This window comes from Treponema denticola ATCC 35405, assembly GCF_000008185.1.
In the GTDB taxonomy this organism is placed as follows: domain Bacteria; phylum Spirochaetota; class Spirochaetia; order Treponematales; family Treponemataceae; genus Treponema_B; species Treponema_B denticola.
The window spans coordinates 1,692,816-1,707,737 of sequence record NC_002967.9; the positions used below are offsets into that span (position 1 = coordinate 1,692,816).

Consider the following 14,922-nt stretch of genomic DNA (forward strand, 5'->3'; position numbering starts at 1 on the left):
AAAAAAATCTTTGCGATCTTCTTAACCTTTGCGGTTTATTTTATGTTAAAAACCGTCGTAGTTTACCTTATCTTTTTCCGCATTTTCTTTGTTGCCGTTTTCAGTTTTATTTGAAGGTTCAAAACGATCAAAGTCCTTTTGCATACCTTCTACAATTTTAACAAGATTATCTTGTTTTAAAAGCTCAATAAGGTCTTCACATTGGGCTGGAGAAAATGCCAATCGTAAAGCCGGACAGCTTGCATCATCTCTTTCCCCTATAGCCTTTGTTGTTGCATTACCTAATATAAAATAAGGTTTATTTTCAGATAATAATTGATATTCTGCTCTTAATGTCGGTTTTGCCTCATGTGCGCCTCCGCCAAAAAGTCCCCAAGTCATAGAGACCTTTGTCTTCCCGAAAAAAGCTTTTCTTTTTGCATTAGCGGCACTCAAATTTCTATCGTTATAAGAAGACAGATAAGTTTCCATTGCCTTAATCAATATTTCCCTATCTGCTTGATCCAAAAAAACTTCAACCTTATCAATCATAAATTTATGCTCAATAGATACAATATTTGTGCGTGGGTAAAAAGTAAATTTAAATTCGGTAGGTTTTATCTCTTCCTTTGTCCTCTTAACTGAACCTCCGATAAGTGTTCCTAAATCTATAGGAGAAAAGTCACCTAAAAAATTAGGATCATTTTTGGGTGCTGTTTTACATGAATCCAAAACAATCAAAAACATAAAGGCACTTAAAATACTCAAAATTTTTCTATTCATTTTATGTCTCCTTAATTTATTTATTATAGAATACAAACTCTAAACAATATGAATTCTATCTTAGTTACAACCTATTGTTTTACTTCAAACATTTGAACCTGTTTGTTTAATACGGTTAGAACAAGAACCGTCCCTTGGGGAAGACCGTAAGGAATGCTGCATTTTCCTCCCTGATGATTAAAACTTATAAGCTCCTTTCTCTTTCCGTCAGGATATACGGCATCAACCGTAACTTTTACCGGATAAGGATATCTAGGTAAAGCAGGCGAATAAACACCGTAAACCATTTTTTCGGTAGAATCGGGGAATTGCATACCTAATTCTATTTGAGAGTAAGCATCTATAGAGGAATCTGCCGGCTGGCTTTGACTGACAACAACCGGGGCATCAAGAGAAGAATTGACTTCGGCTTTTATTACAAATGAAATTTTACTTTGAGCTATTGCAGAATAAATATCGTCAAGTTTAAGCCCTTCCATGTTTGGAACGGAAACCTTCTCATTTTCAGGGCCCTTGCTTACAATAAATTCAATAAAAACGCCTTCGGATATCTTTGTATCCGGAGCGGGATTTTGCTCCAAAATCGTACCGGCAGGAATTGAACTTGATTTGTACATAATCGGTTCTTTTATCGAAATCAACTGTTTACGGCCTGAAGTAAAAAGAGAGGCAAAATGCTGTTGAACCTCCGATAAGGTTTTTCCCACATAATTTTCTACTCTGTCAAGAACGGCACCACTGCTTACAGTGACAGTTATTCTTTTTCCGGCTTTAACGATAGTTCCTGCAGGAGGGCTTTGCTCTAAAACCGTCCCTGCATCTTCGGTATTATCCGAAAATCTTAACTGAAGACGAGGATAGAGTTCTTTAACCTGTAGTTTAAGAACCGCATCTTCAAATTTTTCGCCTTCGATATTAGGAACCAAAACTTGATCGGCCGTTTTTACCGACATAAAAAACACGATTGTAGAAACAATAATAAAAAACACAAGCATTACTAAAGAAGTAATAACTATCACTTTTCCGTTACTTTCTATGCTGTCTGCAATATCACCAAGACCCATTTATTCCACCATCCATATTTTAAAATTTATGTTTCAAAACCGCCTTCCAAAAAATCCGGAGAGCCGTTTAAAAAATCCTTCCATTCAAGCTTTTTTTTTGCCTGCTTTTGTAATACCGAAACAGCGAGTATTCCATTTCCTGTTTGAATTAAAATACCGCATTTCTTATCGGTACCCAGTATTGTACCAAATTTTTTATTTTTTGTCATTTCATTTGAAGCATCTTCATATAAATTAGCTTCAATTATGCTTATTTTTTCGCTGTTTTTAAAGGTAAAGCAGCCCGGCCATGGGGTAAATGCCCTTATTTTTCTTTCAATTTCTTCAGCCGGCTTTGACCAATCTATAAGCCCGTCTTCTTTTTTTAACATTGAGCAATAAAGAGCTTTTGCCTCTTCCTGAGGCCTTGCCTGCTTTAATTTGTTTTCAAAATCCGAAAGCACATCACGTAAAAGCGGGCAGCACTTATCGGCACAATCGGCTAAAAGGCTTTCCGTTGTTTCGGAATCATTTAAGGGAATTTCAAGCTGTCCCAAAATACTTCCGCAATCCGTTTTTTGAGCAAGGGTCTGAATCGTAATTCCGGTAAGTTTATCTCCCGCCAATATGGCCGCAGGAACAGGGGCCGGCCCCCTCCACCTTGGTAAAAGAGAGGGATGAATATTTATTCCGCCCAGCGGAAAAAGAGCCATAGTCTTAGGTCCGAAAATTTTACCGTAGGCAAAACAAACCAAAAGCTCCGATTTTAAAGCCTCAAGTTCTTTTCTATAATTATCATCAAGTTTTTGAGGTGTCAAAATAGGAAAGTTTTCCGGTAAAACACCTTCTTTTATAAGCTCCTTTACTGCAAGAGCCGTATCGGAATCCTGCATCTTTTTATTCCGTCCTGCCGGAGCCGGAGGATTTGTCAATACTCCGCAAAGGTCAAATTCGCGAGCTATCAGGTTTAAGGCAGGTACGGCACAGGAAGGAGTTCCCGCAAAAAGGATTCTCATCTCAGGCGGATCCTCTTTTTTGAAAAAAGAGCCTTTTTATGCTCAAACTTTTCGATAGCTTCGGCCTTTTTTTCTTCGCTTAAACGGTCTATAAAAAGAATTCCGTTTAAGTGGTCATTTTCATGCTGAATAACTCTGGCAAGGAGTCCTGAGGCCTCAATGGTCTTTATTTTACCGTCAATATTTAAAAACTGCACTTTTACGGCTGAAGGTCTCATAACTTCATCATAGACCTTAGGTATGCTCAAACAGCCTTCTTCCATCAAACACATTTCCTGAGACGTTTCGATAATTTCAGGGTTTATAAAAACATATTTTTGTTCGTTTATAAATACGATAAAAAGTCTTATGTTTTCTCCTACTTGCGGAGCCGCCAAGCCTATACCGTTTTCTTTTTTTACGGTAACAAACATTTCGTCGATTAAGCTTTTAATATTTTCATCTATTTTTTCAACAGGTTTGGATACTTCCCTCAAAGTTTCTTCGCCTAAATATAATACTTTCATAGAGTATGATTATACAAAATAAGGGCTGCACCGTCAACCATGCTGTAAATTTTGGCATAAAATACGAATTTAATTGTGTTAAATTTATATAATGTATAAAAATTATATTCGTAATTGCAAATAGTCAATATTCATAGCTTGGGCTATTTTTTCCAGTGTTGCTTTTCGATTCTTTTTGGATGTTTCCATCTGACTATAGGCTGCTTGGCTTATCCCCATTTTTTCGGCAATTTCAGTCTGTGTAAGGTTTAAGTATTCACGCCATGCCTGAATGGAACTCATATCTTCCAAATGTATTTTTTTTATTACTTCATGCGGAATTGTTTCTTTTTCGTTAAATTCTCTTACCTTATGATTACATAATGTTTGAAAAACTTTAAAAGGAATAACCGCATATTCCGGTTTCCCGTCCTTTCCTGCTATAAATTGAACATCAATAAGTGTTGTCATCTCTTTTTTTTACCTCCTCGATTGATAATATATGTATTTTTTCAATGTGATTAAATAGAATCCTATATCTACCGACACGCAATCGATAATCGTATTTATGATTACTTAATGCTTTTACATTTAAAACATACGGAAATCCGGATAAAGTATCAACAGCTTCAAGAATTTGCTTTTTATCAGCTTTTTGTATTTTGTTAAGTTGTTTTGACGCTTTTCGGCTCCATCTAATCGATATCATTGTTCTATTATAAGATAATTATAAGTTTTTGTCAATTATTTTTTTCAGTTCATTCTGAGCGGTTTCGCAGTGCATACATCAGTTTTTGGCCTTTGTAAAGGGCTTCGGAAATAAAAATCGGAAAAAGTTTAAAAATTTTTAAAAGACTTTTTTTTCCTCCCCTTGCCTTCCAAGAGTGATCCAGCTTTGTCCAAATAGAAAACAAAAGAGGAATAAAAAACAAAAAAAGGGAAAACAAAACAGCAAGCTTAAAGGGTAAAATTTTTTCTAATGTCTCCTTCAATTGAAGAGAGCTTGTGGTATTAAAAAAAAGGGAGCTTATCTGCATAAGACAGATGAGTTTTAAAATAAGAAAGACCAAATCCTTTATACTGCTTTCCGTTTTTATAAGAACCGAAAAAACATGGAGGCTTACAAGAAGCAGGCAATAAGGCAGAATCGGTTTTAAATCCCGTAATTGCTCTAAAAACGAAAAACCTATAAAACGGGCAAAAAAAACAAAAAAGACCGAATAAAAGAAAACATAATTAGGAAAGAAAAAAATTATGGCTGTAAAGCCGAAAAGAAAAAACAATTTTAAAAGGGGGGACATCCTATGTAAAAAGCTCGTTCCCCTTCGGTAAGAAAATAAGGGCCTTATATCCAAATTAAATCCTCCCTTTTTGTGTATGAAGTAAGAGGAGGCCTTATACTCCATTCTTTTAGGTTTTGTCTTAAGCCCTCTTCAGCAGTCCCATCAAAAACCTTTTTCCCCCTATGGAGAACTAAAAACCTGTCGGCGAGGGCATAACATTTTTCAAGCTCATGGCTTAAAATAAGAAGGGTATAGTTTTCGGTCTTTAATTCTTTAATAAGGGAATTAACCTGCACTACCCCTTCATAATCCAAATTTGCATAGGGCTCATCAAAGATGATTACCGGAAACTTCATCGCCAAAATTCCTGCAACGCAAAGCCGCCTCTTTTCTCCTCCCGATAAGGAACGGGAAGAATAATAACGCTTATCCTTTAAGCCTGTTTTTTCCAAGGCAGTTTCCAGTCTTTTTTTTCTTTCTTCCTGCGGAAGTTTTATATTTTTTAGCCCGAACATAATATCTTCCTCAGGTGTTTCTCCCAATATCTGTAAGTCTGAATCCTGAAAAACTATGCCGCATCTTTCTTTTACATCTACAAGCCCCGATGATGGCCTTATAAGCCCTGCAATAATCGACATAAGAAGAGTTTTTCCCGAACCGTTAGCGCCTGAAATAAGAATGCTCTCTCCCTTAAAAACGCTCAAAGAAATTTCATCCAAGGCCTTAAAATTAACCGTTCCGTCAAAAGAGCTTTGAACAAAGGTCTTGCTTATATTTTTTAAGCTTATAATTTCTGCTTTCATGGTTTAAGAAGAAGCCTCTAAAAAATATCTTGCCGTAACGGGACGCAGCTTATAAATTAAAGCGGAAACTAATATCATCTTGATAAAATCCCCCGGCAAATAAGGAATACAGGCAAGGCTCAATGATTCAAAAAGCCCCCTGTTTGTAAGCTGCATAAATCTTGCTATCCCAAAAACATAAATAAGAGCAAAGCCTGAAAAAGAGGCTGCAATTATTTTTAAATAGTTTATTAACTTAATGCTATTATTTTTACCTGAAGAAACTAAGGCAAGGTCCTTTGCTCCGGGCTTTCTAAAAAAAATAATTAAAAAAGCTGCTGCCGCAAGATAGCCGATTAAAAAGCCTCCCGTCGGCCCTAAAAGATGTGCAAGCCCCCCTCTTCCGCCCGAAAAAACGGGAAGGCCGAGTAAACCGGCAATCAAAAAAAGAGCTGTTGAAGCCGTCCCGTAAAGCCCCCCTAAAAGCCCCGATGCCAAAATAGGCATCATATTTTGAAGCACTATTGGAACGGGAGTTCCGGGAAGAGGAAATGCTATAAAACCGCTTACGGCAATAAGAGCCGCAAAAAGCGGAACAAAAATCGGCATAATCGATAGTTTAAAATTTGAGCTCATATTTTCTCCAAATCAAATTGATAACCATAATAATAAAATAGGGTAACAATTTAAGAGACCTATGTCAAGCCCCCGTATTGCCTCAGGTTAAATCTGACCGATTCGGCTTAAATATTTTGCCGGTTTAAAACTCAAGCTGTTTTATTCTCGGAATCATTTCAAGATTTGGGCAGCGATTGCTTATTTCGATTACCGTTAAATCATCGAGAGCGGCGATGTCTTTGCGAATTTCGCCTGCGAGCCCGGAATCAACGGCAGTAAAGCAATCGTCTAAAACTACAAGTTTAGTCTTACATAAAAGAGCCCTTGCAATTCCAATGCGTTGGGTTTGTCCGCCTGAAACGCCACCCGTTAAGTTACCGACTTTTGTTTCCAAGCCGTTGGGCATGGTTTCCATGTCTTTGTCTAAGCGGGTAATTCTTAAAACTTTTTGGATTTCCGCTTCGGTAATGGTCCCTTCCGCTTCAGAGCTAAGACCGAGTAAAAGATTTTCACGCAAGCTTGCGTTAAAAATTTGCGGGGTCGGCGGAACATAAACGGCAAGGGGCGAAACAAAAATCGCTTCGGGCTTTTCTATTATTTTTCCATTTAAGATTATTTCACCGCCGGCTTTTTTAGTAATTCCCAGCATGGACTTTATCAGAGAACTTTTTCCCGAAGCAACGGCACCTGTAATAAAATAATACTCCCCGCCGGAAACCTCGAACGATTTTTCTATTTTAAAATTGCTCTCGGGATACTCCACACAAAGATTTTTTACAACAATGGACTCGATATTATATTCTTGCGGACTTTTTATATCAAGCTGTTCATCCTCGTTTTTAGCTTTTGTATAAATATCTTGAACACGCTCCAGAGAAATTTTTGTTTGTTTTATGCTGACAAAAAAATCCGAAACAGAAGATGCAAAGTTTGAAAGTGAAACAGATAAGCTGATAAAAAAAGCAAGATCTCCCACAGAAAAACTAATAGTCTCGATGTTTAAAGCAATAAAAATCAACATTGCCGAAGTAATCAGCTGATGCCCCAATCTAAACAGTGATTTAATTAAAGAGCTGCCGATATTTTCCTGAAGAGCGGCTTTCGCAGCTTTTTGATTTATATTAAAATAAGCATCGATAAAGTTTTGATTTTTATAATCGGTTTTTATTTCTTGGGCGGATTGTAATGCAGTCGTTAAAAAACCTGAAGTTGCCGCAGCCGCTTTGAGGCTGTTTTCACGCCAGCGTTCTACCTTTGGAAGCAGCAAAGTAATAATCCCAATATTCAAAGCAATTAAAACAAGAGCAATAAACGTAAAAGTTACATTAACAGAAAACATTAACACAACCGTTACGATAGCAATAGCTAAAGATGTAGAAAAATGCGGAAAAGATCCTGTGAGTAAAAAAGAAAGTTGATCTATATCTTCACGGAATTTATAAGCGGTTTCCCCGATTGCCTCAGAAGTATCAAACTCTTTCGGTTGTAATATAATTGCCCGAAGCATTTTACTTACAAAAAGTTTTTTTATTTTTGTTCTAAAAAGCCATCCCATATTCATAGTTATATATGCAAAAGCTGTAAACAAAAATCCGGTCGCCATCAAAATAATAATAAACCAAACACCCAATGGCAAATCAATTTTATTTTCAAAAAGAGAAAACATTTGCTTTTCGATAAATGCAGGAAACAATCCGGCGGTAAACTGAAGCAAAAAAGCCGAGACCATTGCCGCCAAGAAAAAAAACGGATGCCGTTTTATAACTTTTAAGTTAACCGATAATAAGGATTCCGGTTTAATTTGTTTCATTTGCTCCTCCTTCGGAGAGGATTGCTTTTTCTCCTTGAGATAATTTTCCATTCTCCAATAAAAATTTTACATTTGTTTTTTCTAAAGTTTCAGTTCTGTGGGCAATTATAATTGCCGTTTTGTTTTCTATAAGTTCATCAAATGCAAGCTGAATTTTTTCCTGCTCAGTATTATCAAGTTTTGCAGTGGACTCGTCCAAAATAATAATTTTACTTTGTTTTAAGAATAACCTCGCACAAGCTAAAAGCTGAGTTTCTCCACCGGAAAAATTTGCCGCTCCGTCTTCACAAATATAATCTAAGCCTCCTGGTAAAGCCATAATCTTTTCATACATTCCGCTTTTCTTTAAAGCTTCTTTTATTTGCTCATCGGAAATGCTTTCGTCAAACATGCGGATATTATCCCTAATACTTGCATAAAAAAGAACAATACTCTGACTTACATATCCGATGTTTTCAGCAAGCGATTTTTGACTGAACTCATTTAATGGAACACCGTTTAATAAAATTTCTCCGGACTGTGGTTCATAAAGCTTTAATAAAAGTTTTACAAGAGTCGATTTTCCGCTTCCAGTCCTTCCCTGTAAAGCACAATGATCTCCGGCATTTATTTTAAAACTTAAATTATCTAAAATCAAATCCCGCTCATCATAGGCAAAGGAAACATCTTTAAACTCAACACTATATGTTTTATCATCGAGAGTTTTATTCCCAAAAGAAATATGGGGCTTTTCAATATATAATTTAAAAACCCTATTTATCCTTGCACCAAGACCCTGAAATGTAGTTGCATTTTGAGCGAGCATTTCAAGCGGCCATTCTAAAAGTACAAAATAATTATATAACATAAAAGTTTGACCGAGGCTTAGCTTCGCATCTTTTAGTAAATAAAACAAGAGCACAACCAAACAGGATTTTTCAATAAATGTTATAGCTTGGTTTAACATCATCGTAAAAGTAAAAAGTCTATAAAATTTTTTTTCATTTTTAAAAGATGTATCATGTAAGCTGTCTGACTTTTCAAGGATTTTATCTCTTGCGTTTAAGCTGTGAAGCTCTTCTCGTCCTGTAATAGTTTCCGTAACAAGGGCATTCACCTCTGCCATGTTTTTTTCGCACAGTTTCAAGAGAACTAGTATCTTTTTTGGATTGACGCAACATCATAATAATACTGATAACGGAACAAATAACAAAAATACATCCTAATAGAACGGAATTAAAAAAAACAATTATTAAAATCCCAAAAAGAATAATAATATTCGAAATTATATCAAGTACAAAAGTAGAAATATTATTTGAAAGAATTAACACATCGCCTTCAACACATTCTACCAATTCGCCGACAGAATTGTTATGATAAAAAGTCATATCCAATTGCAAAAGATTTTTTAGCATATCGGAACGCAGTGCTTTAGTTAAACTCCAAGAAAGCTTTTGCATAAAAAAATTGCGGAAAGTATTTAAAACCTCTACAAAAAAAACAAATCCCAAATAAAAAAGAGCAATTACTAAAATACTTTTTGTCCCAAGTCCGCCTGAAACTCCGTCTATAAACTTTTGAAAAAGCTGAGGTATGTACAAAGTAAGCCCAATATGAGAAAAAAAGAATAAACATAAACTCGCAAAAAGTATTTTATGCCTAAATAAAAATTTTTTAAAGTACGAAATAAACGATTTATGTGGTGTCATGATTATACAATATCCTTAAATTAGTTTTAAATATACATACTTGTAAATAGTCTATCATGTTGAAAATACGTTGTCAAGCCTGTTCCACCATACTTGAAGCCTCCTACAAAATAAGCTATAATGCTCAAGATATGAAATATAAAAATCTACCTGTATACGAACAAAAAGACAGAATATTGGAAATGCTTGAGCACAATCAGGTAATCGTTGTAGAAAGCCCTACGGGTTCAGGCAAGACTACCCAGCTGCCGGTTATTTTACATGAAGCAGGCTACAGCCGTTCAGGTATGATAGGCGTTACCCAGCCGAGGCGTATTGCAGCCCTTTCGGTGAGCGAATTTATTTCAAAACAGCTTAAAGAGCCTATGCCCGGCCTTGTCGGATATAAGATGCGCTTTGAAGATAAGACTTCAAACGATACGAAAATAAAAATAATGACCGACGGCATTCTTTTACAGGAACTTAAACTGGATCCTTGGCTCAGCAAGTACTCCGTAATCTTGGTAGATGAGGCTCATGAGCGGAGCTTAAATATAGACTTTATACTGGGACTTTTAAAACGGATAATAACGGAACGAAAAGATTTTAAGGTTATAATTTCGTCGGCCACAATAAATACAGATCTATTTTCGATGTACTTTGACGGATGCCCCGTAATCAAAATAGATGCCATCACCTACCCTGTTACCCTGATCTTTGACCCCCCTGCGGTTAAGGCTTCTACCGATACCCAAGAAGCGGAAACGGCCTTGATGGACAAGATAGCCTCGATTGTAGGACGCATTTTAAGCGAGGGACGAAGCGGTGCCATTCTGGTTTTTCTTCCGGGGGAAAGAGCCATCAAGGACTGCATTGAAAGACTTTCAAAAGAACCGTGGTACAGAAAACTTTTTATTCTCCCCCTCTACGGCCGTTTAAGCAAAGAAGAACAAGAAAGAGTTTTTAAATCCCCGCCCTTCGGAAAAAAGAAGATTGTTATATCGACAAACATAGCGGAAACCTCCATAACGATAAACGACATTGCTGCCGTTATAGACTCGGGGCTTGCAAAACTTAACTTTTATAATCCTTTTACCTTTACTTCAAGTTTGGATGAAACCCTAATATCTCGAGCCTCATGTAATCAAAGACGAGGCAGAGCCGGAAGAACTCAGGAAGGAGTATGCTACCGCCTTTACACACGCAAGGACTTTGAAACAAGACAGCTTTATACCCTCGAAGAAATCTACCGTACAGACCTATCCGAGGTTGTTATGCGTATGGCGGAACTGGGAATTCTCGACTTTGAAAATTTCGATTTTATTTCGCCTCCGGGTAAAAAAGGCATAATAGGAGCCATAGATACCCTAAACATGCTCGATGCCCTAGAAAGCGACCGCTCTTTAAGCAGCATAGGAAAGATGATGTGTCTTTTCCCTTTGGCTCCAAGACAATCCCGAATCATAGTTGAAGCAATTACAAGATACCCCGACCTTGTAGAAGAAGTTTTAATCGCCGCGGCTTTTTTATCGGCTCGGAGCCCCGTCATCTTCCCCGAAGGCGAAGAAATTGAAGCCCGCAAGGCTCACGCCCTTTTTGATGAACCCCTCGGAGATTTTGCCTCATTCTTAAAGGTTTTTAGAATGTACTCTCAAGCCCTCGATAAGGAAAGGTTTTGTAAAATTCACTATCTCGATGACAGAGTAATGGCCGAAATAGCCAACATAAAAGAACAACTTGAACTCATAGTTTCGGATATGGGCGTTCCGATTCTTTCGGGCGGAAAAATGGAACACTACCTTACGGCTATAGCCAAGGGAATGATTCAGTTTGTATGCTCGGCTCAGGGAAGGGACTCTTACCGCTCCCTCACAACAGAAAAGATTTTTATCCACCCCGGCTCCTGCATGTACAAGGAAAAAGAACAGTTTATAGTTGCAGGCGAAATAGTCAGAACTTCGCGTATGTATGCCATGTCGGTTTCTCCTCTTTCAAAAAAGATAATTGAAGAGGTTGCCCCTGCCCTTTTAGAAAGAAAGGATAAAAGAGCAAAGAAAGAAAAAGACGAACACAGGGCAGACCAAAAAGAAGAAAAGAAAAAGCCGGAAGAAGAAAGCGTTCTTATCGAGGGAACTCGCTATCTTATCAAAAAAATCAAGGGCAAAAAGCATCTCATTCTTCCATGGAAAGAATTTAAACTTACGGCCGAGGCTGTCTTCAAAAAATACAGTGAAGAAAATCAAAACGGAGCCTTGGAGCAATTAAAGGGCTTAAGGGGAAAAATAGAAATCAATAAGAGCGAGCTCCTCTCAGGCGAAAAGATGGATTTAATTTTAAATGTGGTAAATAATTTTAATATTGAACAGATAGAAAAAACAGAAGATGAAAAGCACTTTGACAGGAATAAAAATTATTTTATTGAAGAAGACTTGGAAGCCCTTGTAAATTCCTTAAATCTTTTATTTAGAACTACAATAGCAAAAAAGACTACAAAGCAGCTGGGCTTTATAACCCTCTTTTGTGACGGTACAGGACATTTTTGGTTTAAAACTTCAAGAGGTTTTCATACGGCCTTACACGAAAGCCTTGTATCCCTTCAAAGCTTGATTGACCTTGCAGGAGAAAATTTTAACGAAGACCAAAAAATAATAGTCCGCACTATCTACGGAAAAATGAATAAGATGATTTAAGGTCAGTACTAAAAAACTTGTTGTTTTTTAGCGGTAACCGTGATCCTTTGAAAAAAAATTATTGGAGGTTCGATAAACAGTTCGGCAGGAATTCTGCCTTGCTGTTTATCGGTATTGGAGGTGCTTATGTGGTGGTTAGTTGCTGTTTTGAGCGGTATTTTTGTGTTTTTATTTTTAAAAAAATCGTGGAAAGAAAATTCGGAAGGAGTTAAATTAAACGACGGAACTGCTGCAGAAGATGAAGCCTTAGATGATGTAGTTGAAATGGAAGATGCTTTTTTTGAAGCTGTCCAATCGGGAAAAAAGGCCGTCAAATTTATGCACTTGTTCTATCAAGAAGACTTGATGATGATAAAATCATTATTTCAAAGTGAACATATTCCATACCGTGTTGAAAATGAACATGTAGCTTCGGTTCTTGTAGGATACGGTGTTACCGGCTTTAACCATACCGACTTTTATATTCTTCGTGAAGATTATGATGATGCATTTAAAATCGTAAAAGAATATGCAGAAAACAAGCGTTTATCCGGAAAGGTTTCAGGAATGGCGGATAAGATGGGAGCTGTAATTACCGTTTTATTTGCATCAAGTTTTATACCCGATAAACATGAAACCTCAGGTATAGTGGTTTTTAAACTTGAAGAAGAAGATTAATCCTTTTAACTCGAAAACGATTAATTAAACTCCTTTAATTTTTTTAAGAGGGAGGCTGCCTGATAGTTTTTAGGATTTAATTCCAAGGCATAACCTAAGACACTTATAGCCCTATCATAAGCCTTTCTTTCATAAAAAATTGAGGCAATTTCATAGTGAAGCATACTTTGTCTTTTTTTATCCTGTGTCATTGATGCGGCAAGGCTGTAAGTATCTACAGCCTCAGAGGTTTTACCCGACATATAATACATATAGGCGGAATTTACCGTAGAAGCATAAGCATAGGCAGAAACTTGTGCAGAAGCCGCAAAAGAAGATACGGCATTTTCAAAGTCTCCGCTCAAAGCCGAATTTATCCCTGCATAAAAAGAATCTTCATATCGTTTTCCTATTTCACTAACGCTAAGACAAGCATTAAAATCTCCCGATTGAGCAAAGTACCATTTTGCATATTCTCTGATAATGGACTCCTTGCCGTATTTTTCAAGAATCTTCCACATATCGGCCTTGCCCCTTGCTTTGGAAGCATAGGTTTTATCCGTTATTTGATTGTATCTAAATTCTTCTAAAATAAACCTTTGGTCAAAATTCGGATTCTTCATAGCCCTTGCTAAAAGGTCTTCAGGCTTATATGTCATCTTGGGAGAGGTAAAATAAGTTTCTTCCATCTTAATTGAATAAAAGCCCTTAGATTCAAGATAGGCACTAAGCTCATCTTGCGAATTTAATTCGCGTAAAGCAATATCTTCACGGACATAGCGGGCAATTACAGGGTAAAAGTCCGGATATAAATCAATACATTCTATTAAAAGATCTACACGCTCTTTTTCATCAGGAGCCGTAAGAGCCAAATCATAAAATACTATGGGAGAAGCTTCGGGACTTCTATCGGCCGCAGCCTGCCAAAAGGCCCTAGCCCTCTCCGTATCTCCTTGCCCGTAGGCTGCATCGGCAGCAAGCATAAGATGAAGCCGTGCATTTTCAGCCGTTTTACCTTCGCCTCCGTCTTTATCCGCATAAACAAGAGAAAAATATAAATCACCGAAAATAGAATCGAAGACACCGAGGTCGTAAACAATACAGCTCCAAAAAAAAGGATGCTCGGGAGCAACATCATTCGGAATATTATAGCGTAAATTAGAAGCCTCCCTTAAACGGCCCTTGGCGGCCAAGACAATAGCGGCATTCTTTAAAAAAACTTGATTTTCAGTTTTATCGTAAGCTGCTTTTAAAAGACTAAAATCGGAATTAAAGGAATTTAAGGCGATATCGGACAAAATTGAGGCTTCGGCACCCAATGAAGCATAAGGCGTATCTTTTAATTTTTCACAATAAGGCAGAGCTTCAGCCGGCTTTCCTGAATCAATAAGAATCGAAGTTAATAAGGCAGAAAGCTCCGGCGAATCAGGAATCTTCTTTATGCCTGTTTGAAGAGAAATTAAGGCATCGGGAATAGAATTAAGTTTTAATTGCCGTTTGACAATACTTACATAATTTGTAGAATTTACGGCCTTTTTTTGAAGACGTTTTAAACTCTTCAAAGCCTTAGCCTGATAACCTTCCGCTATTTGAAGATCAATCTTGGAAAGTTCTTTAAAAAAAGCTTGTTCATTAGTTTTGCCCGAACAAGAAAAAAATAAAAAAGCTATAAAAAGAATAAAAACTGTCTTTAGCCGCTGCATTTTTAAATTTTAAGACTTATTTTTAATACTGTCAAGTACCGCATTTACAAATTTATAGGAATCATCGGTACCGAAATCTTTGGCCAAATTTATAGCCTCATCTATTACGATGGGCGGAGGGGTATCTTTTTGATATATAAGAGAATAGACACTCAATCTTAAAATCGCCTTATCTACAGAATTAAGCCGATCTATAACCCAGTTATCCAGATTTTCCTGAATTACCTTATCTATTTCGGTTATATTTTCGATTGTACCCAAGACCATCATTTTAGGAAAGAGATAGCCATTGGGATCCTTTATAGAGTCTTCATTTTGCCAAGAGAAATTCAATAAATCGTCAAGGACGGCTCCTCCAACATCCCAAGCAACAAGGGCTTGAAAAGCGAGAATCCGTCCTCTGCGTCTGCCTACACTCATTTAAAAT

At 37.0% G+C, this 14,922-nt stretch carries 16 protein-coding genes; 2 read left to right on the forward strand and 14 right to left on the reverse strand.

Features of this window, described 5'->3' with window-relative positions:
* Positions 1 to 45: 45 nt before the first annotated feature.
* From TDE_RS07860 to TDE_RS13290, 12 genes are all read right to left on the reverse strand, one after another.
* A complete protein-coding gene (locus tag TDE_RS07860; protein ID WP_002679326.1) occupies positions 46 to 762 on the reverse strand; it encodes a hypothetical protein in 717 nt (238 codons plus the stop codon).
* Between the two features lie 71 nt (positions 763 to 833).
* Positions 834 to 1,826, reverse strand: a complete 993-nt coding sequence (locus TDE_RS07865) for a PASTA domain-containing protein (RefSeq protein WP_002678383.1) — start codon at positions 1,824 to 1,826, stop codon at positions 834 to 836.
* 26 nt (positions 1,827 to 1,852) lie between these two features.
* A complete protein-coding gene (gene fmt / locus TDE_RS07870; protein WP_002679327.1) occupies positions 1,853 to 2,821 on the reverse strand; it encodes a methionyl-tRNA formyltransferase in 969 nt (322 codons plus the stop codon).
* Complete coding sequence (gene def / locus TDE_RS07875) at positions 2,818 to 3,327, reverse strand: peptide deformylase (RefSeq protein ID WP_002669259.1); 510 nt, start codon at positions 3,325 to 3,327, stop codon at positions 2,818 to 2,820. Before def ends, fmt begins: the two co-directional genes overlap by 4 nt.
* 102 nt (positions 3,328 to 3,429) lie before the next feature.
* Positions 3,430 to 3,777 (reverse strand): helix-turn-helix domain-containing protein, encoded by a 348-nt coding sequence (locus TDE_RS07880; protein WP_002669261.1) that lies wholly within the window; start codon positions 3,775 to 3,777, stop codon positions 3,430 to 3,432.
* Positions 3,761 to 4,015 (reverse strand): type II toxin-antitoxin system RelE family toxin, encoded by a 255-nt coding sequence (locus tag TDE_RS07885; protein ID WP_002669263.1) that lies wholly within the window; start codon positions 4,013 to 4,015, stop codon positions 3,761 to 3,763. Before TDE_RS07885 ends, TDE_RS07880 begins: the two co-directional genes overlap by 17 nt.
* Positions 4,016 to 4,064: 49 nt before the next feature.
* Entirely contained in the window at positions 4,065 to 4,661 is a 597-nt protein-coding gene (locus TDE_RS07890; RefSeq protein WP_002679328.1) for a CbiQ family ECF transporter T component, read from the reverse strand.
* Positions 4,652 to 5,392, reverse strand: coding sequence for an ABC transporter ATP-binding protein (locus tag TDE_RS07895; RefSeq protein WP_002679334.1), 741 nt, complete (start codon positions 5,390 to 5,392; stop codon positions 4,652 to 4,654). The genes TDE_RS07890 and TDE_RS07895 overlap by 10 nt, the downstream gene beginning before the upstream one ends.
* Before the next feature lie 3 nt (positions 5,393 to 5,395).
* A complete protein-coding gene (locus TDE_RS07900; RefSeq protein WP_002679338.1) occupies positions 5,396 to 6,007 on the reverse strand; it encodes a biotin transporter BioY in 612 nt (203 codons plus the stop codon).
* A gap of 124 nt (positions 6,008 to 6,131) precedes the next feature.
* A complete protein-coding gene (locus TDE_RS07905) occupies positions 6,132 to 7,799 on the reverse strand; it encodes an ATP-binding cassette domain-containing protein (protein WP_002679340.1) in 1,668 nt (555 codons plus the stop codon).
* Positions 7,786 to 8,904 carry an ABC transporter ATP-binding protein gene (locus tag TDE_RS13285; RefSeq protein ID WP_281054483.1) on the reverse strand — a complete coding sequence of 373 codons (1,119 nt, stop codon included), beginning with the start codon at positions 8,902 to 8,904 and terminating at the stop codon, positions 7,786 to 7,788. The genes TDE_RS07905 and TDE_RS13285 overlap by 14 nt, the downstream gene beginning before the upstream one ends.
* Positions 8,828 to 9,379 carry an ABC transporter transmembrane domain-containing protein gene (locus TDE_RS13290; protein WP_281054484.1) on the reverse strand — a complete coding sequence of 184 codons (552 nt, stop codon included), beginning with the start codon at positions 9,377 to 9,379 and terminating at the stop codon, positions 8,828 to 8,830. The genes TDE_RS13285 and TDE_RS13290 overlap by 77 nt, the downstream gene beginning before the upstream one ends.
* 239 nt (positions 9,380 to 9,618) lie before the next feature.
* Here TDE_RS13290 and TDE_RS07915 point away from each other — a divergent pair, with 239 nt between their 5' ends.
* Both TDE_RS07915 and TDE_RS07920 read left to right on the forward strand, forming a co-directional pair.
* The gene (locus TDE_RS07915) at positions 9,619 to 12,156 is read left to right on the forward strand and encodes a helicase-related protein (protein WP_044971578.1); all 2,538 of its coding nucleotides are present in this window, start codon (positions 9,619 to 9,621) and stop codon (positions 12,154 to 12,156) included.
* A gap of 126 nt (positions 12,157 to 12,282) precedes the next feature.
* Complete coding sequence (locus tag TDE_RS07920) at positions 12,283 to 12,813, forward strand: putative signal transducing protein (protein ID WP_002679344.1); 531 nt, start codon at positions 12,283 to 12,285, stop codon at positions 12,811 to 12,813.
* A 20-nt stretch (positions 12,814 to 12,833) separates the two neighbouring features.
* On the opposite strand, the gene TDE_RS07925 is transcribed toward TDE_RS07920, so the two are convergent.
* Together TDE_RS07925 and nusB are read right to left on the reverse strand one after the other, a co-directional pair.
* A complete protein-coding gene (locus tag TDE_RS07925; protein ID WP_002679349.1) occupies positions 12,834 to 14,495 on the reverse strand; it encodes a tetratricopeptide repeat protein in 1,662 nt (553 codons plus the stop codon).
* Positions 14,496 to 14,504: 9 nt separating this feature from the next.
* Positions 14,505 to 14,915, reverse strand: a complete 411-nt coding sequence (gene nusB, locus TDE_RS07930; RefSeq protein ID WP_002679351.1) for a transcription antitermination factor NusB — start codon at positions 14,913 to 14,915, stop codon at positions 14,505 to 14,507.
* Positions 14,916 to 14,922 lie beyond the last annotated feature (7 nt).

Bases quoted from the DNA above. Each gene is read 5' to 3' on its own strand.
- TDE_RS07880 (WP_002669261.1), bottom strand. From the start codon at position 3,777: ATGACAACACTTATTGATGTTCAATTTATAGCAGGAAAGGACGGGAAA.
- TDE_RS13285 (WP_281054483.1), bottom strand. From the start codon at position 8,904: ATGGCAGAGGTGAATGCCCTTGTTACGGAAACTATTACAGGACGAGAA.
- TDE_RS07905 (WP_002679340.1), bottom strand. From the start codon at position 7,799: ATGAAACAAATTAAACCGGAATCCTTATTATCGGTTAACTTAAAAGTT.
- TDE_RS07900 (WP_002679338.1), bottom strand. From the start codon at position 6,007: ATGAGCTCAAATTTTAAACTATCGATTATGCCGATTTTTGTTCCGCTT.
- fmt (WP_002679327.1), bottom strand. From the start codon at position 2,821: ATGAGAATCCTTTTTGCGGGAACTCCTTCCTGTGCCGTACCTGCCTTA.
- TDE_RS07860 (WP_002679326.1), bottom strand. From the start codon at position 762: ATGAATAGAAAAATTTTGAGTATTTTAAGTGCCTTTATGTTTTTGATT.
- TDE_RS07865 (WP_002678383.1), bottom strand. From the start codon at position 1,826: ATGGGTCTTGGTGATATTGCAGACAGCATAGAAAGTAACGGAAAAGTG.
- TDE_RS07895 (WP_002679334.1), bottom strand. From the start codon at position 5,392: ATGAAAGCAGAAATTATAAGCTTAAAAAATATAAGCAAGACCTTTGTT.
- TDE_RS07915 (WP_044971578.1), top strand. From the start codon at position 9,619: ATGAAATATAAAAATCTACCTGTATACGAACAAAAAGACAGAATATTG.
- TDE_RS07925 (WP_002679349.1), bottom strand. From the start codon at position 14,495: ATGCAGCGGCTAAAGACAGTTTTTATTCTTTTTATAGCTTTTTTATTT.
- TDE_RS07885 (WP_002669263.1), bottom strand. From the start codon at position 4,015: ATGATATCGATTAGATGGAGCCGAAAAGCGTCAAAACAACTTAACAAA.
- def (WP_002669259.1), bottom strand. From the start codon at position 3,327: ATGAAAGTATTATATTTAGGCGAAGAAACTTTGAGGGAAGTATCCAAA.
- nusB (WP_002679351.1), bottom strand. From the start codon at position 14,915: ATGAGTGTAGGCAGACGCAGAGGACGGATTCTCGCTTTTCAAGCCCTT.
- TDE_RS07920 (WP_002679344.1), top strand. From the start codon at position 12,283: ATGTGGTGGTTAGTTGCTGTTTTGAGCGGTATTTTTGTGTTTTTATTT.